General features: G+C 41.3%; 9 protein-coding genes. 2 read left to right on the top strand and 7 right to left on the bottom strand.

Going from position 1 to position 16,083, the window contains the following annotated elements; genetic code table 11:
• Positions 1 to 14: 14 nt before the first annotated feature.
• The 3 genes from glgX to OFY17_RS06505 are packed head-to-tail and all read right to left on the bottom strand — an operon-like array spanning position 15 to position 7,395.
• Positions 15 to 2,042: a glycogen debranching protein GlgX gene (gene glgX / locus OFY17_RS06515; protein WP_263529924.1), complete on the bottom strand. Its 2,028-nt coding sequence runs from the start codon at positions 2,040 to 2,042 to the stop codon at positions 15 to 17.
• Between the two features lie 13 nt (positions 2,043 to 2,055).
• Positions 2,056 to 4,248 (bottom strand): 1,4-alpha-glucan branching protein GlgB, encoded by a 2,193-nt coding sequence (glgB, locus tag OFY17_RS06510; protein ID WP_263529923.1) that lies wholly within the window; start codon positions 4,246 to 4,248, stop codon positions 2,056 to 2,058.
• Positions 4,249 to 4,275: 27 nt separating this feature from the next.
• Entirely contained in the window at positions 4,276 to 7,395 is a 3,120-nt protein-coding gene (locus tag OFY17_RS06505; protein WP_263529922.1) for a glycoside hydrolase family 15 protein, read from the bottom strand.
• A gap of 289 nt (positions 7,396 to 7,684) precedes the next feature.
• Between OFY17_RS06505 and OFY17_RS06500 the strand changes: the two genes are divergently transcribed.
• Both OFY17_RS06500 and OFY17_RS06495 read left to right on the top strand, forming a co-directional pair.
• Positions 7,685 to 8,443, top strand: a complete 759-nt coding sequence (locus tag OFY17_RS06500) for a DUF4344 domain-containing metallopeptidase (protein WP_263529921.1) — start codon at positions 7,685 to 7,687, stop codon at positions 8,441 to 8,443.
• 180 nt (positions 8,444 to 8,623) lie between these two features.
• On the top strand, positions 8,624 to 9,016 hold the full coding sequence (locus tag OFY17_RS06495; protein ID WP_263529920.1) for an MAPEG family protein: 393 nt from the start codon (positions 8,624 to 8,626) through the stop codon (positions 9,014 to 9,016).
• Positions 9,017 to 9,154: 138 nt separating this feature from the next.
• Here the strand turns inward: OFY17_RS06495 and OFY17_RS06490 are convergent, their stop codons facing one another.
• The 4 genes from OFY17_RS06490 to OFY17_RS06475 all read right to left on the bottom strand — a co-directional run bounded on the left by OFY17_RS06490 (position 9,155) and on the right by OFY17_RS06475 (position 16,053).
• Positions 9,155 to 11,935 (bottom strand): response regulator, encoded by a 2,781-nt coding sequence (locus tag OFY17_RS06490; protein ID WP_263529919.1) that lies wholly within the window; start codon positions 11,933 to 11,935, stop codon positions 9,155 to 9,157.
• A gap of 12 nt (positions 11,936 to 11,947) precedes the next feature.
• Positions 11,948 to 12,724, bottom strand: a complete 777-nt coding sequence (locus tag OFY17_RS06485) for an avidin/streptavidin family protein (protein ID WP_263529918.1) — start codon at positions 12,722 to 12,724, stop codon at positions 11,948 to 11,950.
• Positions 12,725 to 12,741: 17 nt separating this feature from the next.
• On the bottom strand, positions 12,742 to 13,959 hold the full coding sequence (locus OFY17_RS06480; protein WP_263529917.1) for a pepsin-like aspartic protease: 1,218 nt from the start codon (positions 13,957 to 13,959) through the stop codon (positions 12,742 to 12,744).
• 285 nt (positions 13,960 to 14,244) lie between these two features.
• A complete protein-coding gene (locus tag OFY17_RS06475; RefSeq protein WP_263529916.1) occupies positions 14,245 to 16,053 on the bottom strand; it encodes a diflavin oxidoreductase in 1,809 nt (602 codons plus the stop codon).
• Between the last annotated feature and the right edge of the window lie 30 nt (positions 16,054 to 16,083).

The following is a 16,083-nucleotide window of genomic DNA, read 5'->3' as shown; positions in this document are numbered from 1 at the left end:
TCTTTATTTCCTTCTTATAACTTTCCAATAAATACGCCACGGTACGAGCAAGTCAATGAGTTTCCATTCACGGAGAATGCAGGGGTATGGTAGAGGCTTTCAACGCTCTTTGATGCTTCTGGGAAAGGTAACTCCAAAGCTTCATCTTTATTATTAAATATCAGCCAAAGTTTAGTGGATGTATCGGCAGAGGCTAGCACCATAGCGATATAGCCACGGCTGCCTTGTTGCCAATCTTCGTGAGTCATAGGCACACTTTTTTCATTGAGCCACTCAATATGATCTGATGAAGCGTGGGCATAAAGTGCATCATCTTCTAGGCGAATCTCGGCTAATATAGGGTACTGCTTACGAAGCTCCATTAAACGAGAAATGGCTTCTTGAATTGCTGCTCTTTCATTACTTTCTTGCCAATCTAACCAAGTAATTTCATTATCCTGACAGTAAGCATTGTTATTACCTTGCTGGGAGTGAGAGAGCTCGTCACCGCCTAAAATATGTGGCGTGCCTTGGCTAAGTAATAAAGTTGAGATAAAGCAAAGCTGTTGATTGAGTCTTTTTTCTAAAACAGTGGAGTCGTTTGTTTCACCCTCCACACCAAAGTTCTGGCTAATATTATCGCCATGGCCATCACGGTTATTCTCCATATTGGCAAGGTTATGGCGCTGGTGGTAAGACACCAGATCACGCATGGTATAACCGTCGTGGTAAGTAATATAATTGACCGAGTTCAGGGCACTTCGCAGACCTTTATGGAAACAATCTCTCGAGCCCATGAAGCGGGTGGCAAACTCAGGAACGACATGTTCACCCCCTCGCCAAAAACGTCGCACAGTATCACGGTATTTGTCGTTGCACTCTAAAAAGCCTTTTGGGAAATGACCTACTTGATAACCATTTGGTCCTATGTCCCAAGGCTCCATAACCAAACAGGTTCGGCTCAATACAGGGTCTTGTAAAATAGCCTGTAAGAGGGGGGCATCTGTAGTGAAGTCATGGTCAGTCCTACCTAAGTCCACACCTAGATCAAAACGAAAGCCATCCACGCCCATCACTTCCACCCAATAACGCATGCTGTCACATATCAAACGAATCGAATTGGTGTTGTAGGTGTCTATGCAGTTGCCACAGCCCGTATAGTTAAGGTAACGACCTTCATGATGGCGATAATAGTGGGCGTTATCTAAGCCTCTAAAGCTGATACAGGCCTGATTTAACTCGCTTTCTGCTGTGTGGTTGTATACCACATCTAAAATCACTTCAAAGCCTGCTTCACGCAAAGCGTCTACCATCTCTTGAAACTCGGCCACCGCATCTTTTACAGCGTAAGAGGCTTCAGGCGCAAAGAAACTAATGGGGTTATAGCCCCAATAATTACGCAAATTGAGACGCTCTAAATGAGGTTCTGTCATGAAGCTAAAGCAAGGCATTAGCTGGATAGTGGTAATATTTAGGCTCTTTAAGTGTTGGATGCCAGCTGGAGAGGCGACCCCAAGATAGGTGCCTTTGAGTCCTTCATCTATGGCGAGATTTTGACTGAAGCCTTTTACATGTAGTTCGTATAAAGCTCGGCTGGAAGGCGTGACTTTTACTCGTGCTGGTCGACATTCCTTTGCTTGAACAGCACGAACAATGGACTTGGGTATTAGTTGTGCGGTATCTGTTTCATCTGGCTGGTTATGGCTGTTAATCGTTGTTAGATCTTTGTGCCACACCAACTTGTTAGTTAAGTCTTTAGCATATGGGTCAATAAGCAACTTATGTTCGTTAAAGACGTTTTGTGTATGAAGGTTGAAATCGCCTTTTGCTCTTAAAGCATAATGTTGGCCTTCTTTAAGGCCTATGACTTCCATAAACCAAATACCATTTTGCTTAGTGACGAAGGGTATTTGCTGAATTTCTTCTCCAGTTCTATCAAATAAGCAAAGGAGCAGTAGGCTGGCTTCTTCAGAGACGACGGAAAAATTTACGCCCTTCTCAGTAAGAGTTGCTCCTAGAGGAAAGGCTGAGCCCATTGCTATTTGATAGTCTGAATTCTTCATTAATGTCTCTTTGTTATTTACCTAGCCATTTAAATATCATGCCTGCAAGAGGCGATATTGGAATTTCGATACTTTGCTCACGCCCATGGCAGTCAACATCTTGTGTCTGGTAGATAGCGTTTTCTACAAAACCACTGCCTGCATATTGGCTATCATCCGTATCCAGTAGAAGCTGGTAGCGGCCCGCTTTAGGAACGCCAATTCTATATACTTCATGGGCCATAGGAGTGAAGTTAATTACCGCAACTGTATGCTCATCACTACCTTTGGCTTTACGAGCAAAGGCTAAGATACTGTTATGGCTATCATCATGGCTTATCCATTCGAAGCCAAGGTGAGAATGGTCATAATGTAAGCTGGCTTCATCTTTATAAAGGTGGTTTAGGTCTTTTGACAGCAATTGTTGTGCTTTGTGATAATCCACATCTAACAAATGCCAATCTAATGAGCGCTCATGTCCCCACTCCTGCCCCTGAGCAAATTCATTACCCATAAAGTTAAGCTTTTTGCCCGGGTGGAAATACATATATGCGGTAAAGGCTCTTAGGTTAGCGAACTTCTGCCAAGCATCGCCGGGCATTTTGGTAATCATGGAACCTTTCCCATGTACCACTTCGTCATGGGATATAGGTAGCACAAATTGCTCATCAAAGGCGTAGACCATACTGAAGCTCAATTCACCTTGGTGATGCTTACGGTAAATAGGGTCTTTTGCCATATAAGCCAATGAGTCGTTCATCCAGCCCATGTTCCATTTAAAGCCGAACCCTAAACCGTTCATGTAAGTGGGCTTAGATACTCCGGGGAAAGCGGTGGACTCTTCGGCAACTGTGAAGCAGCGTGGGTGGTTTAAGTACACTGTTTCATTTAGTTTACGTAAGAAGTCGATAGCCTCGTAATTATGATTGCCGCCATCTTTGTTAGGTATCCACTCACCATCTTCACGGGAATAATCTAGATATAACATAGAGGCCACAGCATCAACACGTAAGCCGTCAATATGGAACTCTTCTAGCCAATAAACGGCATTACTGATTAGGTAATTAACGACGTGACCTTTACCAAAATCGTAAATCAGAGAGTTCCATTCTGGATGCCAACCTTTTTTAGGATCTGGATACTCATATTGTTTAGAGCCATCAAAATTCGCCAAACCGTGGCTATCAGCAGGGAAGTGGGCTGGTACCCAATCCATGATGACCCCAATATTGGCTTGGTGTAAGGCATCGACTAATGCTTTGAAGTCTTCGGGTGTGCCAAAGCGAGAGGTAACAGCGTATAAGCCAACTGGCTGGTACCCCCAAGAACCATCAAAGGGGTACTCGGTGACAGGCAGTAATTCCACATGGGTGTACCCCATTTCAACCATGTAAGGAACGAGTTGTTCTTTGAGTTCTAAATAGGTTAAAGGTTGATTGTCGCCTTTTCTGCGCCATGAGCCCACATGAAGTTCATAAATACTCATGGGCTTTTCATAAAGGTCTTCTACTGGGCGAGATACCCAAGCTTGGTCTTGCCATTCATGTTTGTTATCAAAACAAGTGACACTCGCGAAAGAAGGGTATTGCTCGATGCGCTGGGCATAGGGGTCGCTGCGATGGGGAAGTAGATTGCCATCACTGGCACGTATTTCAAACTTGTAACTTGCGCCATGATTGATATCTGGAATGAATAAACGCCAGATGCCATCGCCATTACTGGACATAGGATAGGTGCGACCATCCCAAGAGTTAAAGTCGCCGACGACAGCAACAGATCGTGCTGCAGGCGCGTAAACCGCAAAACGTGTACCTTGAATTGTGAGTTTTTCACTTACTTTTGCACTTGCTCGAATCGCCCCTTGGCTTTTATATAAGCTCGCGGTGTGGTGCTCAGGGTCGGTAAAAGTGGTATCTGCAAACTGGTATGGGTCGACAATGGTGTTGGTCTGATCGTTAGGGTAAGTGATTTCTAGGCGATAATTAAAACGTTCTGTCGCTTTTGGCCATTGGGCAAAAAATAGCCCTTTTGTGTCGGTTTCTACCATGCTAGCGAGTTCTTTATCCGCGTCGATCGCGAGCACTCGTACCGATTTCGCTTCAGGTTGCCAAACCAATAAAGATAAGCCGTCTTCTATAGGTGAATCTTGTAGTCCTAGACAGCCAAATGGGTCTGAGCAGTGCGCATTTACCACATCGTTAACTAGGGCATTATTAATGAAATCCATTCACTTCTCCAATCGGTCTTGGTGTTATTATTTTGATGAATATTGATGACTGTGCAGCTTGCTCACGGCTAAACGTAGGTGCTGATTGACTTTGTTAGGTGTCAATTGGGCAAACTCATCTAGTGCGGCATCAATATGCTCTTCTTTGAAGTTTTCTTGCTGAATCTGTTGCGTGTAATGCAGTGCTGCTTGAGACACTAACACAGGTAAGTTTACTTCGCGCTCAAATTGACTGTCCGTATGTTGTTTACAGAACTGGATGAAGGCGTAGAGGGCTTCAAATATCAAACTTTTGTACCAGCTAGGGTGAATATCTGAAGTCAGTGATTCAATCATGTGAGCAAAAGTGTCTTCACCTTTGGTCATGGAGTTGAGTGCACGTTTGCAATCTAGCGCAGTTTTACTTTGCACGTCCCCAAAGATAATAGTGTCTACATGGCTTAGACTCTCCCAAAGCTGCAATAACATAGACTCTGGGAGCTTAGTTATCATGCCTTGTTCAGAACGCCAGTCAAACCAGTCTACGTCTTTGATATTGCTCTTCGCGTCAGTACTGTGATGATAGCGAAGGTTGCTGGCGATATGAGCAAATTCATCATGCTTTTGCTGAAGAACCTGTTTAAGTGCTTCATACAATTCGCTTGGTGAAACCTTAGCCAGTGTATCAAATGTAGATTTTACATCTTCCGAGCCAAACTTACGGGCGCAGAGAACAGCAAGGTTATGGGTTCTAATTGTTCTGATACCAGAGAAGAATTCAGGGTTTACCTTAATGAGAGTCCCTGTAATGGCAATTAACTCGTGGGTGATAACAAAACTAATAGGCGAGCTAGAAACTTGCTTCAGCATTTTTAGAATTTCATCTTGGTGCAGAGGCGTACTGATGTCGATCTCCGATTCAGGCGTTTCTCCAATCACCAAAATACGCTGCCTTACAGTGATATCGGCGATGTAAGTAGCGAGATCTGTGGTTGGTTGAGCAATCAAACTATATAGCTGTCGAGCTAATAACCATTGCTCCGCTAGCAAAGATTGTAGGTAGACACTGTTGAGCACTTTGTAGGCTGTAATCGCAGGTGCGGAGTTAGGTATTGTACTCATAAGGGCATGACGAGCTCCTAACTCAACTAAGCAGTCGACCGCTTCGTGTAGGCTAGGGTTATCAGCTAGCCTTGTTAGTAAGGCGTCAGTTTCAGCCCCTTTGATACTGTCTATATCGTAGAGTTTTATCTCTGATGACAGGGGCCAATGGGTATTATGTACAGGCAGTTGTGATTGCAACTCATGTTGATTTGAGTTGTTGATAATTATGTGACGTCTGTTGCCAGATTTAAAGGCATTCTTTGCTGATTGAGGAATAACACGGAACTCTTCATGCTCTCGTTTTTGTAACAGACGAATAAACTCAAATAACTCTTCGCTGCCCTGCATATCGCTCATGGCTTCATCAATTAATATGGTGAATACCGCATTTTCTTGGTAGTACCATTCGTCAGCAATGGTTTGTAACTCATTACGAATGTGAGCTTGGAACAAAATAGGATCAATTTTACGGTAATCTTTATTTTCGTTCTGAATCCAAGACAAACACAAATAGTTTTCATCATTAATATTAAAAGCTTGGGAGGTGGCTAAGCTATTTAATGCTCGGTTAGGGCGCCCCGTCAAAGAAAGCGCTTCTGATTCACCAAGGTGTCTATAGGTAGCGACCAATTGGTCGGCACTAATGGCTTTTAATGGTGCAATGTCTTCAAGCGTTTGACATAGGCAGCCAGCATCAATAAGTTTGCGTTTGACCTTGTCATTTTGAGCCAAAATGACCATGGACGTCGTTGCTTTCTTCGCTTTGTGTTGAACTCTGTGAAGCCCTAATGGATCTAAATCATCTGTTGTGATGAGTTCTTCATCCAGCATTCTTCCTACTAAAAACAAACTCTGTGCCCACACTAAAGGTAGGTTGTCGTTAGGCAGACGTTTTTGTGAGCCGGGCTTCTCTTTCTCGGCCAAGATGCTTTCTTGAGGGACATAGTAGAGCTCAGGGAGTAGCATATGACCGTCTTTTTCTACCATGAGAGATTCTAGTTTATGACGGTAAAAGTTAGCACTCTCCCAGTCTCGAGCGAATAAGCGGTCAATATATAAGTAGGTAAAAAAGAGCGGCCACTCAGATTCAATATGCTCAAAATTAATGAGCTCATCGTATTCATAATAAATACGGCTTTGATCTTCTAACTCAGATTGGTGACCATCTAGTAAGAAGCGTTTGCAGCCATATTCTCCGCCTAATTTGCTGATAATTTCTTTTCGGGTACGCTTGGTAAGTTTTTCATCATTCACAGCGAAAGCTGGGTAACTAATAATGCTTAGTGTTGCACTGTCTATTTCTTTGGATCGGGACTCTTTGGGCAGTAGAGACTGTAATACTGAACCTGCTCGTGCCACAGCATCTGCGAAAGAGTGAACTACCGCCCACTCAGGGCCATCTTTACCGAATAGGTTCAGTCCATCCATGGCTTCCATGGCCGCTTTTGCCATGCCTACTGAACTGGCGTTAATTTCAGCTTTACCATTATTTACCTTATTACCACGTTCCCAAATACCATAATCGGGTGTGCGGTACGTTCGAGAAATATAGTAAATAAGGTTCTGCACAAAGTTAAACTCATCACGAGAGAAAACCAGCTTGCTGCCAGATTTCGTCATTTGAGCCATCATTAGTAGATAAAAGCTGGTGGCGTCTATTTGTAAATGCCCCCACGCATCGTCAGCTACCGCTTCAAGGCCCGTTTTAGTGTCATACTTTGCGTGTAAGGCATCTTTAGGGTCTAGAGTGTGCTTAAAAGTTTCTACTTTATGACTTTGACGCATCATGGAAAAAAGCAGACCACGCATCATTTTTATACAAGCTAATTCTAGTTCATCTGCGCGATTATCAGGGTTCGACGCACGTTTGTAGGCTAGGTGTAATGCCCAAACGGCTTGAATGCTGTAAACATTATCCCGTACCCATGCATCCGTGTAATTACCATGAATACTAATGCTTGTACTTGCTGGGAATAGCCCTGTTACAGGGTGTTGGCGAGATAGAATGACGTCTTGAATATGTTGATAGAGGGAGTCTAGTTTCGCTTGTGTATCAGGTGTCATATTCGATCCTTAAAAAAGAACAGCTGTATGTAGGGTCAGCAAATCAACTTAAACTATATGTGGGAATGCATCGAAAAACTACCTATAGAGATAAGATAATCTTGTTTGATGAGTAACTTTCTGTATCGACTTAGTGTCATGTACGCGTTTTTATTTACATCTAGATTATTGCTTGATGACCTAAAACTCATCCACTTCTTACACTCCGGTGTCACTATTTTCAATGACCCATACAAATAGCTTAAGAAATTGATATCATTGATCAACAATTATTTTTTAGGTAAATCATATGAAATCAATGAAAAAAGCATGGTTAGTTATTGGAAGCTTGCTCCTCTTTATTTCTAGTAATCTGCAAGCTGAAGTAAAAGTAGAGTTTGCTGAAGCATCGACCCCTGAAACTAAAGTTTGGAAGGAGAAGCTTGAAACTTCTAGCGAGGTTCAGGCTGTTGTTGACTTCATTAATGAACGCCTTCAATTAAGCAGAGAACTATTATTTTCTTATGGCGTAGAAGACGGTCCCTTGTTTGATGGGGAAAAAGATACTGTGTTTATCCCTTACTCTTTCTTAGTGGAAGTGGAGGAACGTTTTTCTGATGCGCAATATGAGGAATCCGGTGTTAGCGTCGAGCAAGCAACAGTTGATGCGCTAGTCCATACCCTATTTCATGAGTTCGCCCATGCGATTATCTATTTTAATGAGATTCCTGTAACAGGTAGGGAAGAGGATGCTGCTGACTCTTTTGCCACAGTATTGTTAACAGAGTACTTTGATCGTGGAGAAGATATTTCTATCAGCGCTGCAGATTTGTTTCATTTAGAAAGTGGTGATTATGAAACAATTGAAGATTATGACTTTACTGGAGAGCATAGCTTAGACGCTCAGCGCTACTACATGATCATGTGTCATGTATATGGTAGCGACCCAGAATCTTATGGGGTGAATTTAGAAGAAATGTTTGAAGAAGAGAGAGGCTATAAGTGCATTGATGAGTACGAACTAGCTCGTCGCAGTTGGCTAGCTTTGTTAAAGCCACACATGAAGTAAGCTTAAGAGGAAAAGCCAAAACGATATCAAGCAGGATGTACTAACAACTAAGGTGTAGGATGATATGGTGTTTAATCAAGGAAGGCTCTATTAAGGTTAAGAAATACTGAAGTCTTAGAGAGCGATAATTTATACATAAAATAATTAAAAGGAATTTTTATGAGTACGAGTATTTGTGCCATGGCTGGCTATATTTTATGGATGCTTTTATTGTTAATAATATTGGAAATTTTTAGGTCGTATTTAGTTGTTTCTTCAGGTAGGGCTGCTAACAGCTTTCACCCTTCTGGAAGTGATACTACTGCCTTTGGTCAGAGGTTAACCAGAGCCCATGCCAATTGTTACGAATTTTTTCCTGTTTTTGCTGGCGTAATAATTTTAGCTGTTGTTAGCGACAAAACAGCTGTTACAGATTCGCTCGCATTATTTTGCTTAGGGGCAAGGTTAGCTCAAAGTTGTACTCACTTAATGTCTGCTTCTAATTTGGCTTCACAAGTCAGGTTTTTATTCTTTATAGCTCAAATAGGTATTTGTCTATTCTGGCTAATTGAAATTATAAAACTTGACGCTTGATAAAAGCATATTTAACCTTGTTCATATAAATAAGCCTGATTAATAGTTTATTGATCAGGCTTATTTATACATATCGCCTTGTTCTGAAATATATTCTTACCTGACTAGTTCAACTGCTCAACGTTAAAATAGAGGCTCCTAAGAATTATTTTGAGTACTTTCTAATTGATAAATGATCTGCTTTGCTTCTTGTGTAGCATATTCAAATTCGAGGGCTTTTACGTTCTTAACGATATTTGTGATGGCATCTTGATAAGGTGAACCTTGAGCTAAATTTTCTAGTGCTATTAAATGGCTTTCAGCTTTTAAACTAGATTCTTTTAGAAGAGGAAAGATTCTCTTAAGGACACTCTTCAAGTCCTGCTGGCCGTTTTCCGTTGCTTGATCTTGTTTATCCAATATATTGGATAGCTGACAGAGGATACGGGATAGTTCCCCTGATATTGCTTTACATAAATCTTCAAATGGAAACTCTTTCTTTTGTAACGTTTTTTCTATCTCCGAGCATAAAAATTGTAAGTGGTAGGCTCCAATATAGGTAGCATTTGATTTTAGCGTGTGAATAATATCAGGTAGTGCTTCGGCATTATCTAAAAAGTATGCTTTTGCTTCATCTAGCTCAGAGATGCTTTGGTATTTCTGCCAAAACTTATTTGTGATATCGAGATAGAGTGCATTGTTATTTTGAAGGTTTATTAACGCCTTTCTAGCATTTAGCTCGTTTATTTTTTCCAGTTCGTTAAAGATATCGTAATCCTTTGGAACTGGCTTGACGCGTTTTACTTCAGTATTTTTTGGAGTTAAAGCTAATAAATATTGTGAAATTTTTGCGAATAACTGATCGCGAAGTATTGGCTTATGAATATGATCATTCATTCCTGCGGCCAAACTTTCATTTTTATCTTCTTGTGAAGTGTGAGCTGTCATCGCGATAATGGGGGTGTTTTTATAAGCGTCTATTAAGCGAATTCTTGAACTTGCCGTTAGCCCATCCATTTCTGGCATTTGTATATCCATAAGAATTAAATCGACATCACGGTGCTTTTGAAGATACCTAAATGCAGTCAGACCATTATCTGCAGTTTCTATATTCACATTTGTATAGGCTAAATAGCCCTTGGCGACCTGCATGTTTATGGGATTATCTTCGACTAATAGAATGGTAAAACCAGCTAAGTTAGGGGCTGATGTCACTGGTGTTTTTTCGCTAGTCTCTGTTTGTATTTGAAAATACTTATTCAGTGAGTCTAAAAGAGTGGATTTGCTAATAGGTTTTTCTATGAATAAGTCTGCTAACCCACTGACTAAGTGTGGCTGGACATGACTTTTATTATGAGTCGTGCCCATTAATATAGGGGTGGGAATAGAGTATTCTTTGAAGGCTTTTTGAATATTTTCAGCAGTTTTTATCCCATCTACTTTCGGCATATGAGAGTCGATAAGAATAACATCGTACATAGAATTTTTGGCAACACACTCTTGTATTAGTGAGATGGCTTCATTCGTATTGTTCACGCAAGCGGGTACTAGGTTGAAAGAGAGAAGGTGCTCACTTAGTAGGGCTCTAGAGCGTTGATTTTTATCAATGACTAAGGCCGTCATTTGCTTTGAATGTGGATTGTTAAAATGACTACTTTCCGGTTGTGATGTAGGGAGGCTAAGAGGGATATTGGCTGTAAAGGTTGTTCCTTTCCCTAATACACTTTTGACCTCAATGCTTCCATTCATAAGCTCGCAGAGCTGTTTAGTAATAGTTAACCCTAGCCCTGTGCCGCCGTATTGTCTCGTAATACTATTATCGGCTTGGGTAAAAGAAGAAAACAGCAGGCTTATTTTATCTTCTGCTATTCCTATGCCTGTATCAGAAACCGAGCAGCTTAAAAGCAATCCTTGTGAACTTTGTTCACCAGTTAATTGAACAATAATAGTGCCATCCGAGGTGAACTTTACTGCGTTGCTTAATAAGTTGACTAGGATTTGCTGTAACCTTAATGGGTCACCTAAAGCAGTAGTAGGAAGTTCTGCTGCGATATCAATAATAAGTTCGATATTGTTTTTTTGCGCATTAATAGATATCAGATCAATTGCAGTGCGAACGATTTTTTCTAGAGAGAATGGCGTTGACTCTATTGCCAGTTTTCCGGCTTCAATTTTTGAAAAATCCAGTACATCATTTACTAGACCTAGCAAGGTGTCTCCGGAACTTTGTATTTTGGTAAGGTAATCTTGTTGCTCATTATCCAATGATGTTTTTAGTGCTAGGTAACTTAGCCCAATAACAGCATTTATAGGCGTACGTATCTCATGACTCATACGGGATACAAATGAGGTTTTTGCTTCTAACGCATCCTCTAATGCTATTTTTGCTTGTTCAAGTTCAGCCGTTCTTTGTTGTACTTTTTCATCGAGTCGGTTATTCACCTCTTCAAGAGCTGAGCTATATTTTTGTTGTTTCTCTTTAGCGTCAATGGCCAACTCTTTAGCTTCAATAGCTAGAACTTCTGCTTCTTTTACTTTTGTAATATCTCGGCTTACCCCACATATAAGTATAGGCTTATCAGACTCATCAAAAATGGGTACTAGAAGTGTATCGACGTAGAGTTCTTCTTCATTAACGATGACGAATTGCTCGATAGATATTGGTTTCTTAGCATCGATAGCAGAGCGGTAAGTGGCATAAAGCCCATCTGTTATCTCGTCACCATACTTTTCCCTAATGTTCAGTCTGTGAATATCCTCATCAGGGCTTAGCCCCATGGTCGCTCGTGAAGGGGGGTTACAGTCATGAAGTGAGAACTCACCGTCTTCTTCAACAACCATTACGAACATAGGGTCTATAGAGTTGTACCACAGGTGAGTGAAGCACTCGCTCAGGACCTTCGAATGAAAGTGAGTGTCTAAGATTTCTTTGAATTCCATTTCAGTATTGCCTTATTCGTCAACTTTATTTAGTAACCAATTCAAAGCCTTTGCTTGAAAATATGAATCAGCTGGCGAGGTAGAATTGGCATTCCAGCAAGTCAACTGTAACTTATTGTCCTCTATTAAAAGCTGTCCACTGAGTGAAATAGGAGTGTCTGAGGAGGATAGATAGCCTGATAGGGAAAGGCTTTGAAGAGAGAGGCCATCATCCGAGGCATATGTATCCGTAAAACCATTCATAGATATGCTTTCACCTTGGTAGAGTAAGGTGCCTGAAATATAACCTGTTTTCTGATCTGGTGTAGATAAGCTTAACTCTGCTCCAGAGATAGGGTCTAACCAAGAGCCTATTCGTGGATGATTGGCTTCGTTGATATTGTTTGGAAGTGCAGCGGATAATTTAGGTATGGATTTATTTTCTTGGGTGAAAGCAAGTTTGTCGATATAAGCGCCTGTAGAAAAGCCGGCAAACTCAATAGTGGCAACAAGAGAGTTAATGACAGATAAAGTACCATCGCTCTGTAATTGACCGCAGTAGGTAGAAACCCAATGCCAACTATTATCAGGATCTTTACCCTCAATTGCCCGCCAGAATATAGATAAAACAATACCTTGCCCTAGTTCTTTGGTTGGGTCATCTGGGCGACAATAACCAACAAGGTAATAGGTACCACTTGAGCCAGTGGTTGACGAGTATTCGCCAATTATTTGGCCACTCTCATCTGCTTGTATTTTTAAAACTGAACCGTAAGAGTTCACCCAAGTACCATTGATTTGTAACGACATAGCAAAAATCCTTTTAATTAGTTGGTAAATATTTGAGCCGGCGTGTCTTGTATTTTTTGAATGATTTTCGGACCGTTTGGTTTATTAAAAATCCACATGCCCTTAGGCTTTAATTCAAATTCAGATCCAACCTGAATCACTTCATATTCATAAACTGTATAAAGATGGTCTATTAAAACAGAACCAACAAGTGCTAAATTATCTAGGCCTGCCATTGCCTCGAATTGTGGTAATACCTTCCCTTTATCTTCACCACCTTCAATTTCAACCATATATACAGATGCTGGAACAACAAGCTCTTCTGTAGAGTTAGAACCAGATTCACCTAATTTGATAATTAAGTCTTCTTGGTTTTTATTTACTAGACTAAGGGCTTGATTCATCATGGTCGGATCACCTTTAAATCGCGAGGCACCTGAGTCAAGGCTGAGGAAGTCTTGATTTTCATTAGCAAAATTAAGCTGAGTGTTACCTATATAAGCGCTATTAAGATTCGTCGTCCAAATGTAGCTTACTGAGTCTATTGAGTATCTATCCCATGGAAGGAATAAATATTCTCGGCTGTCTTTATAGTCTTGATTTAGCTTGCCGAATGACACTTCATTAGAGCCATCTGCTTCATCGGTTAAAAAGCTAACGTAAGGCATGGAGGGGGAAATAATGTTGTTCTTAAGAAGGTCCGGAAAAAAGGTAAAGGAAGGAGATTGATCGCTTGATGGAGTATGGGAATACATACGGTATGGTATATGCAAAGCGTTTGATTCACTGGCATCGAAAGAGAAGTCGTATAAGCTGGGTATGCCAATACCTCCATCCCACACCAGCCCCTCAAATGATTCACTCTTGTACTCTTTCGCTAAAAATATATCTGATTCAATTGTGTAGCCATTGGAGCTGAGGCTGAAAATATCTTCCCCTGTTTCTACTTCCATTGTTCCCCAAGGGCCAAAATCTTGAGATGTTACGTCTTGGCTTATCCACTCAAAAGTCGAGGATTCTTCAATCTGAAATTGCCCTCCAGCAGCATGTGGACAGCTATCATCACCGCATAGTGAGGAAGTAACCCAAATAAAGTTACTACCAGTATCAAAAGAGAATTTTAGCGGTTGAGCTGCTGTCCCTAAACCTAATTCAGCTGACCAAGGTGAGGCGCCATTGTTATAAAGCTTTCCTCGAGTTAGAGGGGTTGAAAAACCATCTGCATAATTTGAAGTTTTATCTTTTCTTGAATCCATAAGTAGCTTCCATTGTTATCATAGGTTTCAATGATAAATTAATTGAGTATCAATATTTATCAAGGGTTAAATTTCTAATTGAAGAACTTACTTATAACAAACCTTCTTTTATTTACAAATAATATTTAACTTATAAATTAGAAAAGCAGCAGAGGGAAATTATCAATATGTTTTTAATGTGCTGTTTTTCATGTACATTTTTTAATAGGAAGTTTTAAATAAAAAAGCCAGATCAATTTAATATTGATCTGGCTTTTTATGCCTAGTATTTCGAATGCAATAAGACTAGTAAACGTCTCTTACGTAACGTTTGTTTTTCTTCAATGCATTAACGTAGTCAGCGGCTTGCTCTGCACTCATGTTACCTTCTTTTTCGATAACATCATGTAAGGCTTGATCAACGTCTTTTGCCATGCGAAGGGCATCACCACAAATGTAGAAGTAGCCACCACTTTCTAAGTCAGCAAAAAGTTGAGCGCCTTGCTCACGCATTTTATCTTGTACATAGACCTTTTCGCTTTGGTCACGAGAGAAGGCCAAGTCAAGCTGGTTTAATAAGCCTTTTTCTTGCATAGCTTCTAGCTCATCACGGTACAAGAAGTCGGTTTTGCTGTTTCTGTCACCAAAGAATAACCAGTTTTTACCGCTCGCACCTGTCATTTCGCGTTCTTCTAAGAAAGAGCGGAAAGGGGCGATACCCGTACCAGGGCCAACCATGATGATAGGCAAGCTACCGTCTTCTGGTATAGCGAAGTTCTTGTTAGGTGAGAAGTAGCAAGCAATGCTGTCACCTTCGTTTGCTTCATCGGCAAGGAAGGTTGAACACACACCGTTGTGGTCTCGATCTTGAGCATTGTAGCGAACCGAACCTATGGTTAGGTGTACTTCACCATCGTGTTTTTTGATGCTAGATGAAATCGAATAAGCGCGAGGAGCCAATGGCTTACATAGACCGACGAACTCTTCGATAGATAACTTTCCTGCCAGCTTATCTTGATATTGAATCAACAAATCTAGGCTGTCTTTTGCCCATAGGAAGTCGCTCAAGCCAGCTTTGTCATCGTTATCGATAAGCGCTTTGAAAGCGGTGTCATCACTTAACGAAGCGATGTGAGATACCAACTCTTTACTTGGGGTACGAATTTCTAGTTCTTCGATAAGTTGCTGCTTAAGCGCTTTATCTGCACCGGCTAATGTGACACTGCCATCGGCATCGAAGTAGCCTAATAGCTCTTCCACAAGATCCACACGGTTAAGTGGGATAATGTTTAGTGCATCACCCGCTTGGTAAGTTTCACCAGAATCACCTAGTGAAAACTCGAAGTGCATGACTTCTTTACTGGACTCAGGGTGTGTCAGTACTTTCTTGGTGGTTAAAGTCGCCATCAACGGGTTAGTACGATTGAATTTCGACTTAGCCGCTTTAGGGGTTGTAGAAACAGTACTAGCTGCTCCAGCAGAGTCAGAGCCTTTTTCAGCGATGGCAGGAATAACTGCATCCATCCAACTTTGTGCTGGTTCTTCGAATGCCACATCACAATCGACACGGGCACCGACACGGTTCGCCCCTAGTTCAGCCAAGCGCTCATCCCATAACTTACCAGCCAAACAAAACTCGTCGTAACTTGTGTCGCCTAAAGCTAATACACTGTAGTTAAGTTGGGCGAGTTGAGGGGCGCTGTCTTCACTAATTGCATCCCAAAGAGCTTGGGCGTTATCGGGCATTTCCCCTTCACCATAGGTACTAGTGACAATCAGTAGGCGTTCAATTTGGCTAAATTGGTCAATAGACACATCGTCCATATCCAATACAACTGGGCTAAGACCTAGTGCTTTGGCTTGTTCTGCCGCCAGCTCGGCAACGCCTTCTGCGTTACCCGTCTGGGTGCCGTAAATGATAGTAATAGGGCGAGTGCTAGTAGGCGCGGCAGTTTGTGTTGTGCTGCCTTCTACAACCATTAATTTACTGTGTAAACCTGCAAAGAAGCCGCCTAACCATTGACGTTGCTCGTCGTTAAACGGAATGTCTTGTGGAATAAAGCCTAAACTTGGCGCTGCGTTTTTGTTTTGTGTTTTATCTTCTTGATGACTCATTTCGATAACTCCAATAATTCTTCTTTGTCT

Origin of the sequence: Marinomonas sargassi (assembly GCF_025716875.1) — a bacterium.
GTDB lineage: Bacteria > Pseudomonadota > Gammaproteobacteria > Pseudomonadales > Marinomonadaceae > Marinomonas > Marinomonas sargassi.
The sequence above is the reverse complement of the archived record's forward strand: the minus strand, read 5'-3'. Positions and strand labels throughout refer to the sequence as shown.

What these genes read in the sequence shown, in the direction of transcription:
- OFY17_RS06485 (WP_263529918.1), bottom strand. Translation starts at nt 12,724, where the DNA reads ATGTCGTTACAAATCAATGGTACTTGGGTGAACTCTTACGGTTCAGTT.
- glgB (WP_263529923.1), bottom strand. Translation starts at nt 4,248, where the DNA reads ATGGATTTCATTAATAATGCCCTAGTTAACGATGTGGTAAATGCGCAC.
- OFY17_RS06475 (WP_263529916.1), bottom strand. Translation starts at nt 16,053, where the DNA reads ATGAGTCATCAAGAAGATAAAACACAAAACAAAAACGCAGCGCCAAGT.
- glgX (WP_263529924.1), bottom strand. Translation starts at nt 2,042, where the DNA reads ATGAAGAATTCAGACTATCAAATAGCAATGGGCTCAGCCTTTCCTCTA.
- OFY17_RS06490 (WP_263529919.1), bottom strand. Translation starts at nt 11,935, where the DNA reads ATGGAATTCAAAGAAATCTTAGACACTCACTTTCATTCGAAGGTCCTG.
- OFY17_RS06495 (WP_263529920.1), top strand. Translation starts at nt 8,624, where the DNA reads ATGGCTGGCTATATTTTATGGATGCTTTTATTGTTAATAATATTGGAA.
- OFY17_RS06505 (WP_263529922.1), bottom strand. Translation starts at nt 7,395, where the DNA reads ATGACACCTGATACACAAGCGAAACTAGACTCCCTCTATCAACATATT.
- OFY17_RS06480 (WP_263529917.1), bottom strand. Translation starts at nt 13,959, where the DNA reads ATGGATTCAAGAAAAGATAAAACTTCAAATTATGCAGATGGTTTTTCA.
- OFY17_RS06500 (WP_263529921.1), top strand. Translation starts at nt 7,685, where the DNA reads ATGAAATCAATGAAAAAAGCATGGTTAGTTATTGGAAGCTTGCTCCTC.